The sequence below is a fragment of the Thermomonas carbonis genome, assembly GCF_014396975.1.
Classification (GTDB): Bacteria; Pseudomonadota; Gammaproteobacteria; order Xanthomonadales; family Xanthomonadaceae; genus Thermomonas; species Thermomonas carbonis.
On record NZ_CP060719.1, the window covers coordinates 2,234,867 to 2,249,780 of the forward strand.

At 66.4% G+C, this 14,914-nt stretch carries 13 protein-coding genes and 5 tRNA genes; 10 read left to right on the forward strand and 8 right to left on the reverse strand.

The window, feature by feature from the left end:
• The first annotated feature begins 2 nt into the window (after window positions 1–2).
• Entirely contained in the window at window positions 3–1,121 is a 1,119-nt protein-coding gene (locus H9L16_RS10285; RefSeq protein WP_187551619.1) for an acyl-CoA dehydrogenase family protein, read from the forward strand.
• A gap of 44 nt (window positions 1,122–1,165) precedes the next feature.
• Here the strand turns inward: H9L16_RS10285 and H9L16_RS10290 are convergent, their stop codons facing one another.
• The 6 genes from H9L16_RS10290 to H9L16_RS10315 form a co-directional block, all read right to left on the reverse strand.
• Entirely contained in the window at window positions 1,166–1,564 is a 399-nt protein-coding gene (locus H9L16_RS10290; protein WP_187551620.1) for a nuclear transport factor 2 family protein, read from the reverse strand.
• Between the two features lie 35 nt (window positions 1,565–1,599).
• Window positions 1,600–3,141, reverse strand: coding sequence for an exopolyphosphatase (ppx, locus tag H9L16_RS10295; protein ID WP_187551621.1), 1,542 nt, complete (start codon window positions 3,139–3,141; stop codon window positions 1,600–1,602).
• A 59-nt stretch (window positions 3,142–3,200) separates the two neighbouring features.
• A complete protein-coding gene (gene ppk1 / locus H9L16_RS10300; RefSeq protein WP_187554145.1) occupies window positions 3,201–5,252 on the reverse strand; it encodes a polyphosphate kinase 1 in 2,052 nt (683 codons plus the stop codon).
• A gap of 34 nt (window positions 5,253–5,286) precedes the next feature.
• Complete coding sequence (gene phoR, locus H9L16_RS10305; protein ID WP_187551622.1) at window positions 5,287–6,618, reverse strand: phosphate regulon sensor histidine kinase PhoR; 1,332 nt, start codon at window positions 6,616–6,618, stop codon at window positions 5,287–5,289.
• Between the two features lie 44 nt (window positions 6,619–6,662).
• A complete protein-coding gene (gene phoB, locus H9L16_RS10310; protein WP_187551623.1) occupies window positions 6,663–7,364 on the reverse strand; it encodes a phosphate regulon transcriptional regulator PhoB in 702 nt (233 codons plus the stop codon).
• 85 nt (window positions 7,365–7,449) lie between these two features.
• Window positions 7,450–9,105 (reverse strand): M48 family metalloprotease, encoded by a 1,656-nt coding sequence (locus H9L16_RS10315; RefSeq protein WP_187551624.1) that lies wholly within the window; start codon window positions 9,103–9,105, stop codon window positions 7,450–7,452.
• 120 nt (window positions 9,106–9,225) lie between these two features.
• Between H9L16_RS10315 and grxC the strand changes: the two genes are divergently transcribed.
• The 3 genes from grxC (at window position 9,226) to H9L16_RS10330 (ending at window position 11,043) form a co-directional block, all read left to right on the forward strand.
• Window positions 9,226–9,504: a glutaredoxin 3 gene (gene grxC, locus H9L16_RS10320; protein ID WP_229796598.1), complete on the forward strand. Its 279-nt coding sequence runs from the start codon at window positions 9,226–9,228 to the stop codon at window positions 9,502–9,504.
• Window positions 9,501–9,896, forward strand: coding sequence for a carboxymuconolactone decarboxylase family protein (locus H9L16_RS10325; RefSeq protein ID WP_187551625.1), 396 nt, complete (start codon window positions 9,501–9,503; stop codon window positions 9,894–9,896). Before grxC ends, H9L16_RS10325 begins: the two co-directional genes overlap by 4 nt.
• Before the next feature lie 139 nt (window positions 9,897–10,035).
• Complete coding sequence (locus H9L16_RS10330; RefSeq protein ID WP_187551626.1) at window positions 10,036–11,043, forward strand: isocitrate dehydrogenase; 1,008 nt, start codon at window positions 10,036–10,038, stop codon at window positions 11,041–11,043.
• A gap of 105 nt (window positions 11,044–11,148) precedes the next feature.
• Here the strand turns inward: H9L16_RS10330 and H9L16_RS10335 are convergent, their stop codons facing one another.
• Together H9L16_RS10335 and H9L16_RS10340 are read right to left on the reverse strand one after the other, a co-directional pair.
• Window positions 11,149–11,916 (reverse strand): Bax inhibitor-1/YccA family protein, encoded by a 768-nt coding sequence (locus tag H9L16_RS10335; protein ID WP_187554147.1) that lies wholly within the window; start codon window positions 11,914–11,916, stop codon window positions 11,149–11,151.
• 96 nt (window positions 11,917–12,012) lie between these two features.
• Window positions 12,013–12,097 (reverse strand) — tRNA-Leu (locus H9L16_RS10340).
• Window positions 12,098–12,261: 164 nt separating this feature from the next.
• Here H9L16_RS10340 and H9L16_RS10345 point away from each other — a divergent pair.
• From H9L16_RS10345 to clpP, 6 genes are all read left to right on the forward strand, one after another.
• A tRNA-Pro gene (locus H9L16_RS10345) sits at window positions 12,262–12,338 on the forward strand.
• A 50-nt stretch (window positions 12,339–12,388) separates the two neighbouring features.
• Window positions 12,389–12,465 (forward strand) — tRNA-Arg (locus tag H9L16_RS10350).
• A 36-nt stretch (window positions 12,466–12,501) separates the two neighbouring features.
• Window positions 12,502–12,578: transfer RNA gene (locus H9L16_RS10355), tRNA-His, on the forward strand.
• A gap of 61 nt (window positions 12,579–12,639) precedes the next feature.
• Window positions 12,640–12,715: transfer RNA gene (locus H9L16_RS10360), tRNA-Lys, on the forward strand.
• A gap of 200 nt (window positions 12,716–12,915) precedes the next feature.
• Complete coding sequence (gene tig, locus H9L16_RS10365; protein ID WP_187551627.1) at window positions 12,916–14,208, forward strand: trigger factor; 1,293 nt, start codon at window positions 12,916–12,918, stop codon at window positions 14,206–14,208.
• Between the two features lie 31 nt (window positions 14,209–14,239).
• On the forward strand, window positions 14,240–14,863 hold the full coding sequence (gene clpP, locus H9L16_RS10370; protein WP_187551628.1) for an ATP-dependent Clp endopeptidase proteolytic subunit ClpP: 624 nt from the start codon (window positions 14,240–14,242) through the stop codon (window positions 14,861–14,863).
• Window positions 14,864–14,914: the final 51 nt, after the last annotated feature.

Consider the following 14,914-nt stretch of genomic DNA (forward strand, 5'->3'; position numbering starts at 1 on the left):
CCATGGATTTTTCCTTCACCGACGAGCAGCAGATGCTGCAGGACTCGATCCAACGTTACCTGGAATCGAGTTACACGCTCGAACATCGTGCCGGCATCCTGGCCGGGAATGCCGGTTGGTCGCAATCAACGTGGAACGAATTGGCCGAGCTTGGCCTGCTGGCGCTGGACATCGATGAAGCCGATGGCGGCATCGGCGCCGGTCCGGTCGGCACGATGCTGGCCTCGCAGACCATCGGTGCCGGGCTTCTGGTCGAACCCTTTCATTCCAGCGCGGTCGTGGCGACGCGGGTGGTGTCGTCGCTGGCGCGGGGCACGCAACGCGAACAACTGCTCGGCGCACTCGCATCCGGTGAAGCCATCGCGGTGCTTGCCCATGACGAGGATGCCGACTGGTTCGCACCACGCACCAGCACCGCCGCGCGCGCGGGCGATGGCTGGCGCCTGCAAGGCCGCAAGGTCTGCGTCAGCCATGCACCGATGGCGCACTGGCTGCTGGTGAGCGCGCGCGTCGGTGACGGCGTCGGTGTGTTCGTGGTCGACCGGGACGCGGCAGGCGTTGCCTTGCGCGAATACCGTACGGTCGATGGCATGCGCGCCGCCGAGATCGATTTCGACGTCATGCTCGCCGCCGACACGCGGCTTGGCGATGCCGATGCGAGGCAGGCACTGGACGAAGCGCTGGATCGTGGCATCGCGGCGTTGTGCGCGGATGCACTGGGCGTGCTGGATCGCATCCTCGCCGCCACCGTGCAGTACACGCGCGACCGCGTGCAGTTCGGCACCGCCATCGGTCGCCTGCAGGCGTTGCAGCACCGGATGGCGGACATGTACATGCAGGTCGAGCAGGCGCGTTCGATGACCTATCTCGCCACGTCTGCCTGCCTGCAATCGGATGCGCGCGCGCGACGCGACGCGGTGTGCGGCGCGAAGGTCGTGGTCGGCCAGGCAGCACGCAAGGTGGGGCAGGAAGCAGTGCAGTTGCACGGCGGCATGGGCATGACCGACGAACTGGATGTCAGCCATTGCTTCAAGCGCCTGCTCGCGTTCGAGCTGCGCATGGGCTGTACCGACGAACACCTGGCGCACTATCGCGGACTTGTGCAGTCGCGTGCTGCATAGCGGCAAGGGACAATCCACCAAGCGGATGCATCGGCCGAATCGGATCACGCTTTCCGTTGCGCAGCCGCCAGCATCGCGCCCATGCGTTCATGTATGAGATTGACCGCCTTGAGCGGTCGGATCATCACCTTGAACTCGATGATCCGGCCGGCCTCGTTCCACTTGATGATGTCGACGCCATTGACCATCACGCCATCGATCTCGGTCTCGAATTCCAGCATGGCATCGTGCGGTCCGATGATCTGGCGCACGTAGCGAAAGGACGGGTTGAAAAACACCTGGAACGCGGCGGACAGATAGGCCTTCGCAAGCGCCTTCCCGTGCTGCGGCGTGTGCACGATCGGCGAGAGAAACACCGCGTCATCTGCAAGCAGGCTGTTCAGTCCCGAGGCGTCGCTGCTCGCGACGAGCTGGTGCCAAATCTCGATCGGATGTGGATTCATGGGCGGATCAGGCGTGGGTGTCCGGATGCATGGCGTTACTCCGCGGCAAGTTTCAGGGTCACGCCCAGGCCGAGCATGTCGTCCGGTTCGCCGGCCAGGTCGGCGCGCAGCAGCGGGCGGGCGCGCAGCCAGCGTTCGTCCAGCGTCAGTTGCAGGCGTTCGCCATCGGCCTGCAGGCGCAGCACCGGCATGTCGTCGGTTTCGTGCGCGCGATGCAGCAGCACCGCCAATCGCAGCAACGCCGCGACGTGCCGGGTGTTGGCCAGCAAGCGGTCGGGAATCATGTCGAAGGCCGACTTCGGGATGCCGCGTCGATGCGTGCGCACCAGCGCGGCCAGCACCCGCTGCTCCTGCTGCGAGAACCCGGCGATATCCGAGTGTTCCAGGATGTAGGCACCGTGCCCGTGATAGCCGCTGTGGGCGATGGCGAGGCCGATCTCATGCAGGCGTGCGGCGCGCGACAGCACGCGGCGGTCGTCACCATCCAGCGCCCACGCCGGCGCGACCTGGTCGAACAGGCGCAGCGCGCTGGCCTCGACCCGTGCGGCCTGCCCGGCATCGATGCCGTATCGGCGCATCAGCGCATCCACCGAGACTTCGCGCGGATCGTCGGCGCCGCCGCGGCCCAGCAGGTCGTACAACACGCCTTCGCGCAACGCGCCCTTGCTCACCTGCATGCGCTGCAGGCCGAGCGCGGCGAATACAGCCTCCAGCACCAGCACCCCACCGGCGATGATCGGCCGGCGGTCGGTGGACAGGCCGGGCAGGTTGATGTCCTCGATGCGGTCTGCCTGCAGCAGGCGTTCGCGCACCTGCGGCAGCGCCTCGGCGGTGATCGCGCCCTTGGTGAGTTTGAGGGCAGCGCAGATCTCGCCGATCGCCTTGTTGGTGCCCGACGAGCCGACCGCCTCGTCCCAGCCCAAGGATCGATACGTCGAGGCGAACTGCTGGAACTCGGCGGTGATCTCGGTCAGCGCCGAGTTCCATTTCTTCTTCGACAGGCGACCGTTGGGAAAGAACCGGCGGGTGCTGGCGATGCAGCCGGCCTGCAGGCTTTCCCGCTCCAGCGGCTGCATGCCGCGGCCGATGATGCATTCGGTCGAGCCGCCGCCGATGTCGATCACCAGCCGCAGCTGGTCGTCCTTGGGCGGCTGCGCATGGGCCACGCCCAAGTAGACCAGGCGCGCTTCCTCGCGGCCCGAGACCACTTCGATCGCATGTCCCAGCGCGGCTTCGGCCGGGACCAGGAAGCTGCTGGGCGCACGCAGCTGGCGCACCGTGTTCGTCGCCACCGCGCGCACATGAGCCGGAGGGATATCGGCGATGCGCTGGCCGAAGCGCGACAGGCAGTCGATGGCGCGCGCCTGCGCGTCCGCGGACATCCCGCCGAAGCCGTCCAGGCCCTCGGCCATGCGCACGGTCTCGCGCAGGCGATCGACCACCCGCAACTGACCCAGCACGCGCTGCGCCACGACCATGTGGAAACTGTTGGAGCCCAGGTCCAGCGCGGCCAGCATGTCGCCGTCGCGCGGCGCGGCCGAGCGGTTGGCCGGGGTGCGGCGCTGGGTCGTCCTCATGCGGTGTGCGGGCGGGGTGGCGTCATCCGCGCATTATCGCCGCATCGACGCATGCGGCGTCACGCGTACAGGTCTTCCAGCAACGACAACTGCGCGGAGAACGCGGCCTCGCCCTCGGCCGGGACGCATTGGACATAGCTGCCATCGGGCTGCACGTCCCACGCATTCTGGTTGTCGCGCAGGTAATTGAGCAGGCCTTCCTGATGCACGCGCTGTGCGCAGGCGGGATCCAGCAGCGGGAACGCGGTTTCCACCCGCCGTAGCAGGTTGCGCTCCAGCCAGTCGGCGGACGAGCAATACAGCTCGGGTTGGCCGTCGTTGCCGAACCACCAGGTTCGATGGTGTTCGAGGAAGCGACCGACCACCGAGCGCACCCGGATGTTTTCCGAAATGCCCTCGATGCCCACGCGCAAGGTGCAGGCACCACGCACGATCAGATCGACCTGCACGCCGGCCTGCGAGGCTTCGTACAGGGCGAGCATCACCTGCGGTTCGTTGAGCGCGTTCATCTTCGCCACGATCCGCCCGGGACGGCCCTCGCGGGCATGCGCGGTCTCACGCGCGATCCGGTCGATCACGCCCTTGTGGAGGGTGAACGGCGATTGCAGCAGGTGCTTGAGGGTCAGCGGCGCGGCCAGGCCGGACAGCTGCTGGAAGATCAGATGCACGTCGTTGCCGATGTCGGGATCGGCGGTCATCAGGCTGAAGTCGGTGTACGCGCGCGCCGTGCCGCTGTGGTAGTTGCCGGTACCCAGATGCACGTAGCGACGCAACGATTTTCCTTCGCGGCGCACGATCAGCAGCATCTTCGCGTGGGTCTTGTAGCCGACCACGCCGTACACCACCTGCACGCCGGCGTCCTGCAGGCGGTCTGCAAGGCCGAGGTTTGCTTCTTCGTCGAAGCGCGCACGCAGCTCGACCACCACGGTCACGTCCTTGCCCATGCGCGCCGCCTGGATCAGGGAATCGACGATCGCCGACTCCTTGCCGGTGCGATACAGGGTCTGCTTGATCGCCAGCACGTTCGGGTCTTCGGCGGCCTGGCGGATCAATTCGAGCACCGGAGTGAACGCATCGAACGGATGGTGCAGCAGCACGTCGCCCTGCTGGATCAGGTCGAACATCGCATCGACCTCGCGCGGGATGCGCGGCTGGAACGCCGGGAATTTGAGGTCCGGGCGCTGCACCAGGTCGTACACCTGGACCACCCGGTTGAGGTTGACCGGGCCGTTGATCTTGTAGACCGCGTTCGCGGGCAGGTCGAAATTCGCGAGCAGGCTGTCGACGATGTCCTGCGGGCACTGTTCGGCGATCTCCAGGCGCACCGCGCGCAGGTAGCCGCGTCCCAGCAGTTCGTCGCGCAGGGCCAGCGCCAGGTTGTCCACATCCTCCTCGTCGACGATCAGCTCGGAGTTGCGGGTGACCCGGAACTGGTAGGCACCGTTGACCTGCATGCCCGGGAACAGCTCGTGCACGAACGCCGACAGCACCGAGCTCAGGAACACGAAGTCGTGGAACTGGTCGCCATCGCCATCCTGGTCGGGCACGCGGATGATCCGCGGCAGCGAGCGTGGCGCACGCACGATCGCCATGTGGCCCTCGCGGCCGAACGCGTCCTTGCCTTCCAGCAGCACCACGACGTTGAGCGACTTGTTGAGGATCTTCGGGAACGGGTGCGCCGGATCCAGCCCGAGCGGCGACAGCACCGGCATGATCTCGTCGCGGAAATGGTCGCGCAGCCAGCGGGTCTGCTCCGGCGTCCACTGTTCGCGCTGCAGCAGGCGGATGCCTTCGTCGGCCAGCGCCGGGCGCAGTTCGTCGTAGAAGCAGCGGTACTGCGCCTGCACCAGGTCGGCGGCGCGGTCGTGGATCTTGTTGATCAGCACGGTCGGTGCCAGCCCGTCGGCTGCGGCCGGCAGCCCGAACTCGATCGCGTGGCGCACCGAACCGCCGCGGATCTCGAAGAACTCGTCCAGATTGGTGCAACTGATGCAGAGGAAGCGCAGCCGCTCCAGCAAGGGCACCGATGGATCCTGCGCCTGCGCGAGCACGCGGAAATTGAAGTCGAGTTGCGACAGTTCGCGGTTGGCGTACAGCGCGGGGTCGCGCAGCGAGAGTTCGCGGGGGCAGGCGAGGGGGTGGGGGTCATGGCGTTGTCGTGGAAGTGAGAGTGGCGTCGCGCGCGAGCACTCGGGCGGGACCGAAACGGCAGGCGAAAGTACTGCCCTTGCCGACCTCGCTGGCGATGTCGAGGCGGGCGTCGTGCAGGCCCAGCACGTGCTTGGCGATGGCCAGGCCCAGGCCGGTGCCGCCGGATTCGCGCGAACGACTGGTGGAGACGCGATAGAAGCGTTCGGTGATCCGCGGCAGATGAGCGGCGGGGATGCCGTAGCCGGAATCGCGCACCGACAGTGTCGCGCCGCCATCGCCATCGCGGACGAAGCGCACGTCGATCTCGCCGTCGGTGGGCGTGTAGCGCACCGCGTTGGCGACCAGGTTGGAGAAGGCGCTGTGCAGTTCCTTGGTCGAGCCGCAGAGGTCGATGCGTGCGTCATCGACCACGCTGATCCGGTGACGGCCCTGGCTGAGCGCCTCGGCCTCGCGGCGCAGGGTGGCGAGCATCGAGGCCATGCCGACGGTATCTTCCGGCAGGGTGTCGCGTGCTTCCAGCCGCGACAGCGTGAGCAGGTCCTCGACCAGTTGGGTCATGCGCTGCGACTGCCGTTGCATTTCCGCGAGCATCGGCGTCCAGTCCGGGTTGTCTTCCGGGTCGAGCATTTCCAGGTAGCCGTGGATCACGGTCAGCGGCGTGCGCAATTCGTGCGAGACATTGGCGACGAAATCGCGGCGCATGTGTTCCAGCCGCATCATCTTGGTCACGTCGCGAGCGACCAGCAGCCAGAGTTCATCGGAATACGGGATCAGCCGGAGGTGCAGGCGCAGGTCGGGATTGGCCGGCGACGCCACATCGATCATCGGCTCGGCGTTGCGCCCGCTGGCCAGCCATTGCGCCATCGGCAACGGCTGCAGCGCGGCCACGAGCGATGCGTCCTGGTGGCGCGGGTAATGCAATCCGAGCAGGGGCGTGGCGGCTTCGTTGAACCAGAGCACGCGCTGGGTATTGCGTTCGACCACCACGACCGCATCCGGCAGCGCGGCGGCGGCGGCACGATACGCCCGCAACATCGCCAGCAGCCGACGCTTGCGCGCACGCATCTCGTGCTGGCTGCGTGCGAGCAGGCGATCCAGTTCGTTCCAGACGCCGACACCCGACGATGGCGCGAGCCGTTGCCGCGCGGTCAGCCGCAGCAGCACGTTGCGCAATTTCCAGTAATGCCAGGCGACGACACCGAGCGCGGCAAGGGTCAGCGCCGGCCACGGCTGCCCCAGCAGCAGGCCCACACCCAAGCCCGCCACCAGCACCAGCGCGAGCTGGCCGAGCGTGCGGAACCAGGCGGAACGGGCGTCGGGCGACATCAGGGAAGTCTAGGCGCTCGCCTGACGGCGGGTGAACAGGTCACTCACGCGGAGGCCGAAAACCGGTAGCCCGCGCCACGCACGGTCTGCACCATCGGATCCAGCTGGTGCGGTTCCAGGGTCTTGCGCAGGCGGCGGATATGCACGTCGACCGTGCGTTCCTCCACGTACACGCTGCCGCCCCAGACGTGGTCGAGCAGTTGCGAGCGGCTGTACACGCGCTCTGGATGGGTCATGAAGAAATGCAGCAGGCGGTATTCGGTGGGGCCGATGTGGACCGGGGTCGGGCCGCTGGTGGAGTCGGCGAACACACGGTGGGCGGCGCCGTCGATGCGCAGCCCGCCGACCTGCACGCTGCCGTCCTCGTCGTCGTCGCGCGAGCGGCGCAACACCGCACGGATCCGGGCCAGCAATTCGCGGGCGGAAAACGGCTTGACCACGTAGTCGTCGACCCCGGCCTCGAGCCCGCCGACGCGGTCGTTTTCCTCGCCGCGCGCGGTGAGCATGATGATCGGGATGTCGCGGGTGAGCGCGTCCTTGCGCCAGCGCCGCGCCAGTTCCAGGCCGCTGGTGCCGGGCAGCATCCAGTCCAGCAGGATCAGGTCGGGCACGCGTTCGGCGATCGAAGCCTGTGCCTCGCGGGCGTCGCCGGCATGCGCGGGCTCGTACTCGCCCTTGCGCAGGGCGTACGCGACCATGTCGCGGATCGCGGGTTCGTCGTCGACGATCAGGATGTGCTTCTGCATGCCGGATCCTGCATGGCGGGGGAGTGCCGCGTCCTGCGGCGATCCTGCCATTACACGACGGTTTGGTGACGGTTTGGTGACACCGTCACCGTTCGGCCGCGGACCCGCCCGCGCGCACGCCCACGCTCAGCCGGCCGGTGGCTTCTTCGTCCTTGATGCCCTGGCGGCGCAGTTCGAGCACGGTCGGGGTGATCGCGGCGATCCGCGCCTCGATCCTGCTGCGCGCGTAGTAGTCGAGGGTGGCGCGCTTCTTCAGGTTGTTGAGCTGGACCAGCGCCTGTTCCGGACGGCCGCCGAGGAACGCGGCCTCGGCCCAGGCCTCGCCGGCGCGGACATCGTCGCCGGCGATCTCGTTGGCGCGGGCATAGGCCTGCTGGAACAGCGGATCGCCGCTGGCGGTGGTCGACAGGGGGCGCAGCACCGCGACCGCTCGGCTGCCGGCATCGCGGTTGTTGCGCTCGGCCAGCACCCGCGCATAACTCAGTGCGAGCGCGCGATGGGTCGGCATCCGCGCCAGCAGCAATTCAAAGCGCTTGTCTGCTTGTGCCAGCTGGCCGGCGCGGGCCTCGGCCTCGGCCACCGCGACCTGCAGCCACAGGTTGCCGGGGTGGGCGGCTGCCAGCGGGGTCAGCTCCTGCAGGGCTTCGCGGCCTTGGCCGGCCTGCTGGTGGGCGATCGCCAGTCCGTAGCGGCGGGCATCGTTCAGCGGCTCCTTGCTGCGCATCTGCTGGTATTCGCGGATCGCCTGCGCGGGCGTGTCCGCGCTCAACACGCGCAGCCGCTCGCGCGCCCAGCCGAAGTCGCCGGTCGCCCCCTGGCCGCGCTGGCCGGCAGTGGTGGTGGCGATGCTCAGGCCGGGCGGCAGCAGTGGATTGCTGCCGGCGGTGGTCGTGCTGGCGACGGTCGGGGCCTCCAGCTTGGCGGCACGCTCGCGCGCCTCGCTGACCCGGGTCAGGGTGACCGGATGCGTCTGCAGATAGCTGGGAACCCTGGCGCGCTCGTCGCCCTGGTTCATCCGCACCACCGATTGCAGGGTCTGGAAGAAATCGGCCATCGCTTCCGGGTCGTAGCCGCTGCGCGAGAGGTTGCGGATGCCGACACGGTCGGCCTCGGCCTCGTTGTCGCGGGTGTAGTCGATCTGCCGTTGCTGCAGCAGGCCCAGCCCGGTCATCACCGCGGCCGAAGTGGCATCACCGCTGGAATTGCCGCCGGCCTGTTGCGCTGCCACGATCGCGCCCAGCATGGCAAGCATGATCGGCAGGCTGTCGCGCTGCGCCTTCTCGGCTCCGCGCAACACGTGCTGCTGGGTGACATGGGCGATTTCGTGGGCCAGCACGCCGGCCATCTCGTCTTCGCGCTCCGCGGACAGGATCAGGCCCGCGTTCATACCGATGTAGCCACCGAGCGTCGCAAAGGCATTGATTTGCCGGTCGCGCAGGAGGAAGAAGGTGAAGGACTGCTGGGGGCGGTCGCTGGCACCGGCCAGGCGCTGGCCGACATCGCGCAGCCAGCCGTCGAGCAATGGATCTTCGAGGACGTAGCCCTCGTGGCGCAGCTGGGCCAGCACCATGTCGCCGTATTCGGCCTGCTTGGCCGGCGACAGCACGTTGCCGGCGGATGAACCTATGTCGGGCAGGCGGTTGTCCTGGGCGGTGGCCGCGCCGATCGCCAAGGCCAGGCCGAAGGCGAGGGCGGCGGGCAGGAGGCGGCGCGGGGCAGTGCGGTATCGGGCAATCGTCATGGGATCAGAATGCTGCGTTCGCGTGCGATCGGTGTGAACGGGGCTTGAGCAGCTGGAAAATACCCGCCGCTGCCCGCAGATACGACAAGATTGCAGCATCCGCGTTCCCGGAGATCGAACTTGAGCGACAACAGCCCCCCCGTGATCACCCTGTACTCCTCGGCCATCTGCCCATATTGCGTGATGGCCAAGAACTTCCTGAAGAGCAAAGGCCATGCTTGGACCGAGGTGCGGATCGACACCAATCCCGTCGCCCGCGAGGCGATGATGGCGAAGGCGCGCCGTACCAGCGTGCCGCAGATCTTCGTGGGCGATGTCCATGTCGGCGGCTATGACGACATGATGGCCCTGCATCGCGCCGGCAAGCTGGAGCCGTTGCTGGCGGGAGAAGGCGCATGAGCGGCGAAGGCGGCGAACAAGATCGCGTCAAGGCCTTCACCGAGTTCCGCCAGCGCATGAATACGCGCATCCTGGCCGAGCCCAACCAGGTCGTGCGCCGCTTCTTCGCGCTGGACACGCAGACCTACCAGGCCGGCGCGCTGGACGTGAAGACCAAGGAATTGTGCGGGCTGGTGGCGTCGATGGTGCTCCGCTGCGACGACTGCATCAGTTATCACGTTGCCCAGTGCAAGGAGGCCGGCGTCAACCGCGACGAGATGTTCGAGGCGTTCTCGATCGGCCTGGTCGTCGGCGGCTCCATCGTGATCCCGCACCTGCGCCGCGCCGTCGATTTTCTCGACACGCTGGAGCAGGGCGAAGCCACATCACCGGCCCCGCACGACCACGGTTGAACGCAGGCAGCCGGCCTGCGACCAAGGTCGGATGCCGGGGAAGGCGGCCACTTCGGGCATAATTGCGCCTGAAACCTTCTCGCGTTTCCCGCGCGGCCATGCCGCCGCGCGCTCCCCCTGCCCTGGAGCAAACACTGCAATGACTCAGACCATCACGGTCATCCGTGGCGATGGCATCGGCCCGGAAATCATGGATGCCACCCTGCACGTGCTCGACGCGATGCAACTGGGCCTGTCCTACGAATTCGCCGATGCCGGCCTGGCCGCCCTGGAAAAGCACGGCGAATTGCTGCCGGCATCGACCATGGATTCCATCCGCAAGCACCGCATCGCATTGAAGTCGCCGCTGACCACGCCGGTCGGCGAGGGCTTCAGCTCGATCAACGTCGAGCTGCGCAAGCGCTTCGACCTGTACGCCAACGTGCGCCCGGCCAAGAGCTTCCCGAACACCAAGTCGCGGTTCCCGTCCGGTGTCGACCTGATCACCGTGCGCGAGAACACCGAGGGTGCCTACATCGGCGAGGGTCAGTCGGTCTCCGAAGATGGCGAAACCGCTGTGCTTACCCAGAAGATCACCCGCAAGGGTTCCGAGCGCATCGTCCGCTATGCCTTCGAGCTGGCCCGCAAGACCGGCCGCAAGAAAGTCACCGTGGTGCACAAGGCCAACATCCTGAAGTCGACCTCGGGCCTTTTCCTCAAGACCGCGCGCGAAGTGGCGCAGTTGTACCCCGACATCCAGTGCAACGAGATGATCGTCGACAACACCTGCATGCAGTTGGTGATGAAGCCGGAGCAGTTCGACATCATCGTCACCACCAACCTGTTCGGCGACATCATTTCCGACCTGTGCGCCGGCCTGGTCGGTGGTCTGGGTCTGGCCCCCGGCGCGAACATCGGCACCGAGGCGGCGATCTTCGAGGCCGTGCACGGTTCCGCGCCGGACATCGCCGGCAAGGGCATCGCCAATCCCTGCGCGTTGCTGCTGGGCGCGGCGCAGATGCTCGACCATCTAGCGCTGCCTGAGCAGGCCGAGCGCCTGCGTGCCGCGATCATCGGAACGCTGGAAGCCAAGGATTCGCTGACCCCGGATCTGGGTGGCGAGGGCAACACGATGTCGTTTGCCAAGGCGATCGCCACGCGGCTGTGACGGGCGCGACGTAGATGGCGGGATTGCCCGGCAGTCTCGTCATCAGTGGTTCCAAAACGAAAAAGGGCACCTCGCGGTGCCCTTTTTCTTTCATCGCAACGAAGGTCAGTTGCGCGACTGCAGCTTGCTCAGCAGGCGCAGCATCTCCAGGTACAGCCAGATCAGTGTAACCAGCAGGCCGAATGCGGCGTACCACTCCATGTACTTCGGTGCGCCCTGCTCGACGCCGGTCTCGATGAAATCGAAATCCAGCACCAGGTTAAGTGCCGCGATCACCACCACGAAGCCGGAAAACGCGATGCCCATCAGGCTGCTTTCGTGGATAAAGCCCATGCCATCGAAGCCGAACAGGCGCATGCCGATGTTGACCAGGTAAAGCAGGGCGATGCCGCCGGTGGCCGCGACCACGCCCAGCTTGAAGTTCTCGGTCGCCTTGATCAGGCCGCTGCGATACGCCATCAGCAGGGCGGCCAGGGTACCGAAGGTCAGGCCGACCGCCTGCATGACGATCCCAGGGAAGCGCAGTTCGAACATCGCCGACACCGCGCCGAGGAACAGGCCTTCCAGCACCGCATACAGTGGAGCGGTGTACATCGCCCACTCTTTCTTGAACACCGTGACCAGCGCCACCACGAAGCCGCCGATCGCGCCGCCCCAGACATAGGGCATCACCGCACCGGGATTGCCCGCGGCCATCGCTGTGGAGAACTGCGACCAGGTGAACAACGCGCCGGCCAAGGTGATCACCAGCAAGAGCGCGGTCTTGTTGACCGTACCATTGATGCTCATCGCACCGGCATCGTTGCGGACCAAAGTGCCGCTGCCGAGGTCGAGGAACGTGTTGTCCTTGAGGGCCGGATTGCCGCTGCGCATCATGTCGTCGATTCCCGTGTGAGCGCGGCTCTCGCCGCTCGCGCAGAGCATAACGCGACTGGTATACGTTTTGCCGACAGTTGGGCTGTCTCTGGTTGGTGCGAAAGAGGGGACTCGAACCCCTACGCCTTGCGGCACTGGTACCTAAAACCAGGGCGTCTGCCAATTCCGCCACTTTCGCGCCGGCGCATTGTAGCGGCGACCGGCACCGGCCAGTAGCCGTGCTGATTCGCTTCCGCGGCGTCGTGCGTTGACACTGCGCGCCCGGGGCCGGACAATACGCGGCTGTTTCGTCGTACTGGTGTGTGCGGGAAGCTGCGAAGGCACCAGGTCGGGTTCCGTCGGCGGGGTATAGCGCAGTCTGGTAGCGCGCCTGCTTTGGGAGCAGGATGTCGGGGGTTCGAATCCCTCTACCCCGACCACTCCGGCGCGGCATTCTGGCAGTGGAGTTCGATGCGACAATCCGGAACGAGCGCCCGTAGCTCAACCGGATAGAGCACCGGCCTTCTAAGCCGGCGGTTGCAGGTTCGATTCCTGCCGGGCGCGCCAATGTGGTGGATGTTTCGTTCCAGTCAAGCAACTTTGGTGGGTGTAGCTCAGTTGGTTAGAGCACCGGATTGTGATTCCGGGGGTCGTGGGTTCAAATCCCATCATCCACCCCAATGTTGAAGTGATGCGACGCGGTTGCGCTGGCATCCCTGCAAACGCTACAATTTTTGTTCGGGGCCGTTAGCTCAGTTGGTAGAGCAGTTGACTCTTAATCAATAGGTCCAAGGTTCGAATCCTTGACGGCCCACCAAGTCCCACAAACGCCCGGCTTGCCGGGCGTTTGCTTTTTGGCTCACGAGATCCCCGGCTTGCCAGCGAATCCCGAAACGGGTGGCGGGATGCCGGCGGATCGGCCAAACTAGCGCGTTCCGCCGGGCACTTAGCTCGGCATCCGTCCAACCCCTTACGCGCAACCGGGTTCGCGCGAACCCGTGCAGGAGTCATCGCATCATGCAAGTCTCGGTCGAATCCACCGGCAACCTCGAGCGCCGCGTCATCCTCAGCCTGCCTGCGGGCGATGTCGACACCCAGGTCGGCGGCCGCCTGCGCGAGATCGCGCGTACCGTGCGCATCAAGGGTTTCCGCCCCGGCAAGGTGCCGACCAAGGTCGTCGAGCAACGCTACGGCGGCCAGGTTCGCGCCGAGATCGTCGACGGCCTGCTGCGCCAGGGCATGGACCAGGCCGTGCGCGAGAACGAATTGCGCATCGCCGGGGCCCCGCAGATCAGCCAGGACGTCGAGGCCGGCGAGGGCGAGCTGAAGTACGTCGCTTCGCTGGAGCTGGTGCCGGAGTTCGGTGACCTCGACATGACCAAGCTCGAAGTCGTCCGCAACACCTCGGAAGTCACCGATGCCGACATCGAGCGCATGCTCGAGAACCTGCGCCAGCAGCGCGCCAGCTGGAGCAAGGTCGAGCGCGCTGCCAAGACCGGCGACATGGCCAACCTGGAAACCGCCAGCATCCTCGACGGAGCGCGCATGCCGGCCGAAGGCTTCGAGAAGACCAGCACCGTGCTGGGCTCCGGTGCGATGTATCCGGAAGTCGAGGCCGCCATCGCGGGGATGCAGCCGGGCGAGGAAAAGACCATCGACGTGACCCTGCCGGCGGACTGGCACATGCCGCAATTCGCCGGCAAGACCGTCACCTCCACGTTCAAGCTGATCGACATCGCCGAGCAGGTGCTGCCGGAGGTCGATGCCGCGTTCATCCGCAGCTTCGGCGTGAAGAGCGGCGACCTCGAGCAATTCAAGGCCGAGATCCGCAGCAACCTGGAGCGCGAGCTCAAGGGCGCATTGATGAATCGCCTGCGTCGCGAAGTCGGCGAGCAGCTGATCGCCGCCTACGCCGACATCGAACTGCCGCCGCGCCTGGTCGAGAACGAGGCACGCGTGCTGCTCGCCAATGCCACCGAGCAGGCGCGTCGCCAAGGTCAGCAGATCGGTGCCGGCATCGAGGCGTTCCAGGATGCAGGCCGCAAGCGCGTGCTGGTCGCCCTGCTGGTCGGCGAGGTCGCTCGCCGCAACGAACTGCGTCTCGAGCAGTCCAGGCTGAACGAAACCATGCGCCTGATCGCCTCGACCTACGAACAGCCGGAACAGGTCATTGCGTTGTACCGCAACGATCCCCAGTTGATGCAGGGCCTGCAGAACCGCGTGATGGAAGAGCAGGTGATCGACTGGATCGCCGAGCGCGCCCAGCACACCGAACAGGCGATCGGCTTTCAGGAAGCGATCGGCCAGTAAACCGCACTCCCCCAGCTTCAAGCGAGAACCCATGGACCCGATCAAAGCCCTCAACCTCGTGCCGATGGTGGTCGAACAGACCAGTCGCGGCGAGCGCGCGTACGACATCTATTCGCGCCTGCTGAAGGAGCGGGTGATCTTCCTGGTCGGCGGCATCGACGATCACGTCGCCAACGTGGTCGTCGCGCAGATGCTGTTCCTCGAGGCCGAGAACCCCGAGAAGGACATCAGCCTGTACATCAACTCGCCGGGCGGCATCGTCACCGCGGGCATGGCGATCTACGACACCATGCAGTACATCAAGCCGGACGTGAGCACGATCTGCGTGGGCCAGGCCTGTTCGATGGGCGCGGTGCTGCTGGCGGCGGGTTCGTCCGGGAAGCGTTATGCATTGCCGAACTCGCGGGTGATGATCCACCAGCCGCTCGGCGGCGCCCAGGGCCAGGCCACCGACATCGACATCCAGGCCCGCGAGATACTGTCGATGCGCCAGCGTCTGAACGAGATCCTGGCCCATCACACCGGCCAGCCGATCGACACCATCGCTCGCGACACCGAGCGCGACAACTTCAAGTCCGCCGAGGCCGCCCGCGAATACGGCTTGGTCGACGAGGTGCTGGTGCGTCGCCCGGACGAATCGATCCAGGCCGGCTGAGGCCACGAAGGGGTGGCTTGGCTGCCCCGCAAAGCGCGTACTGGAGCCATT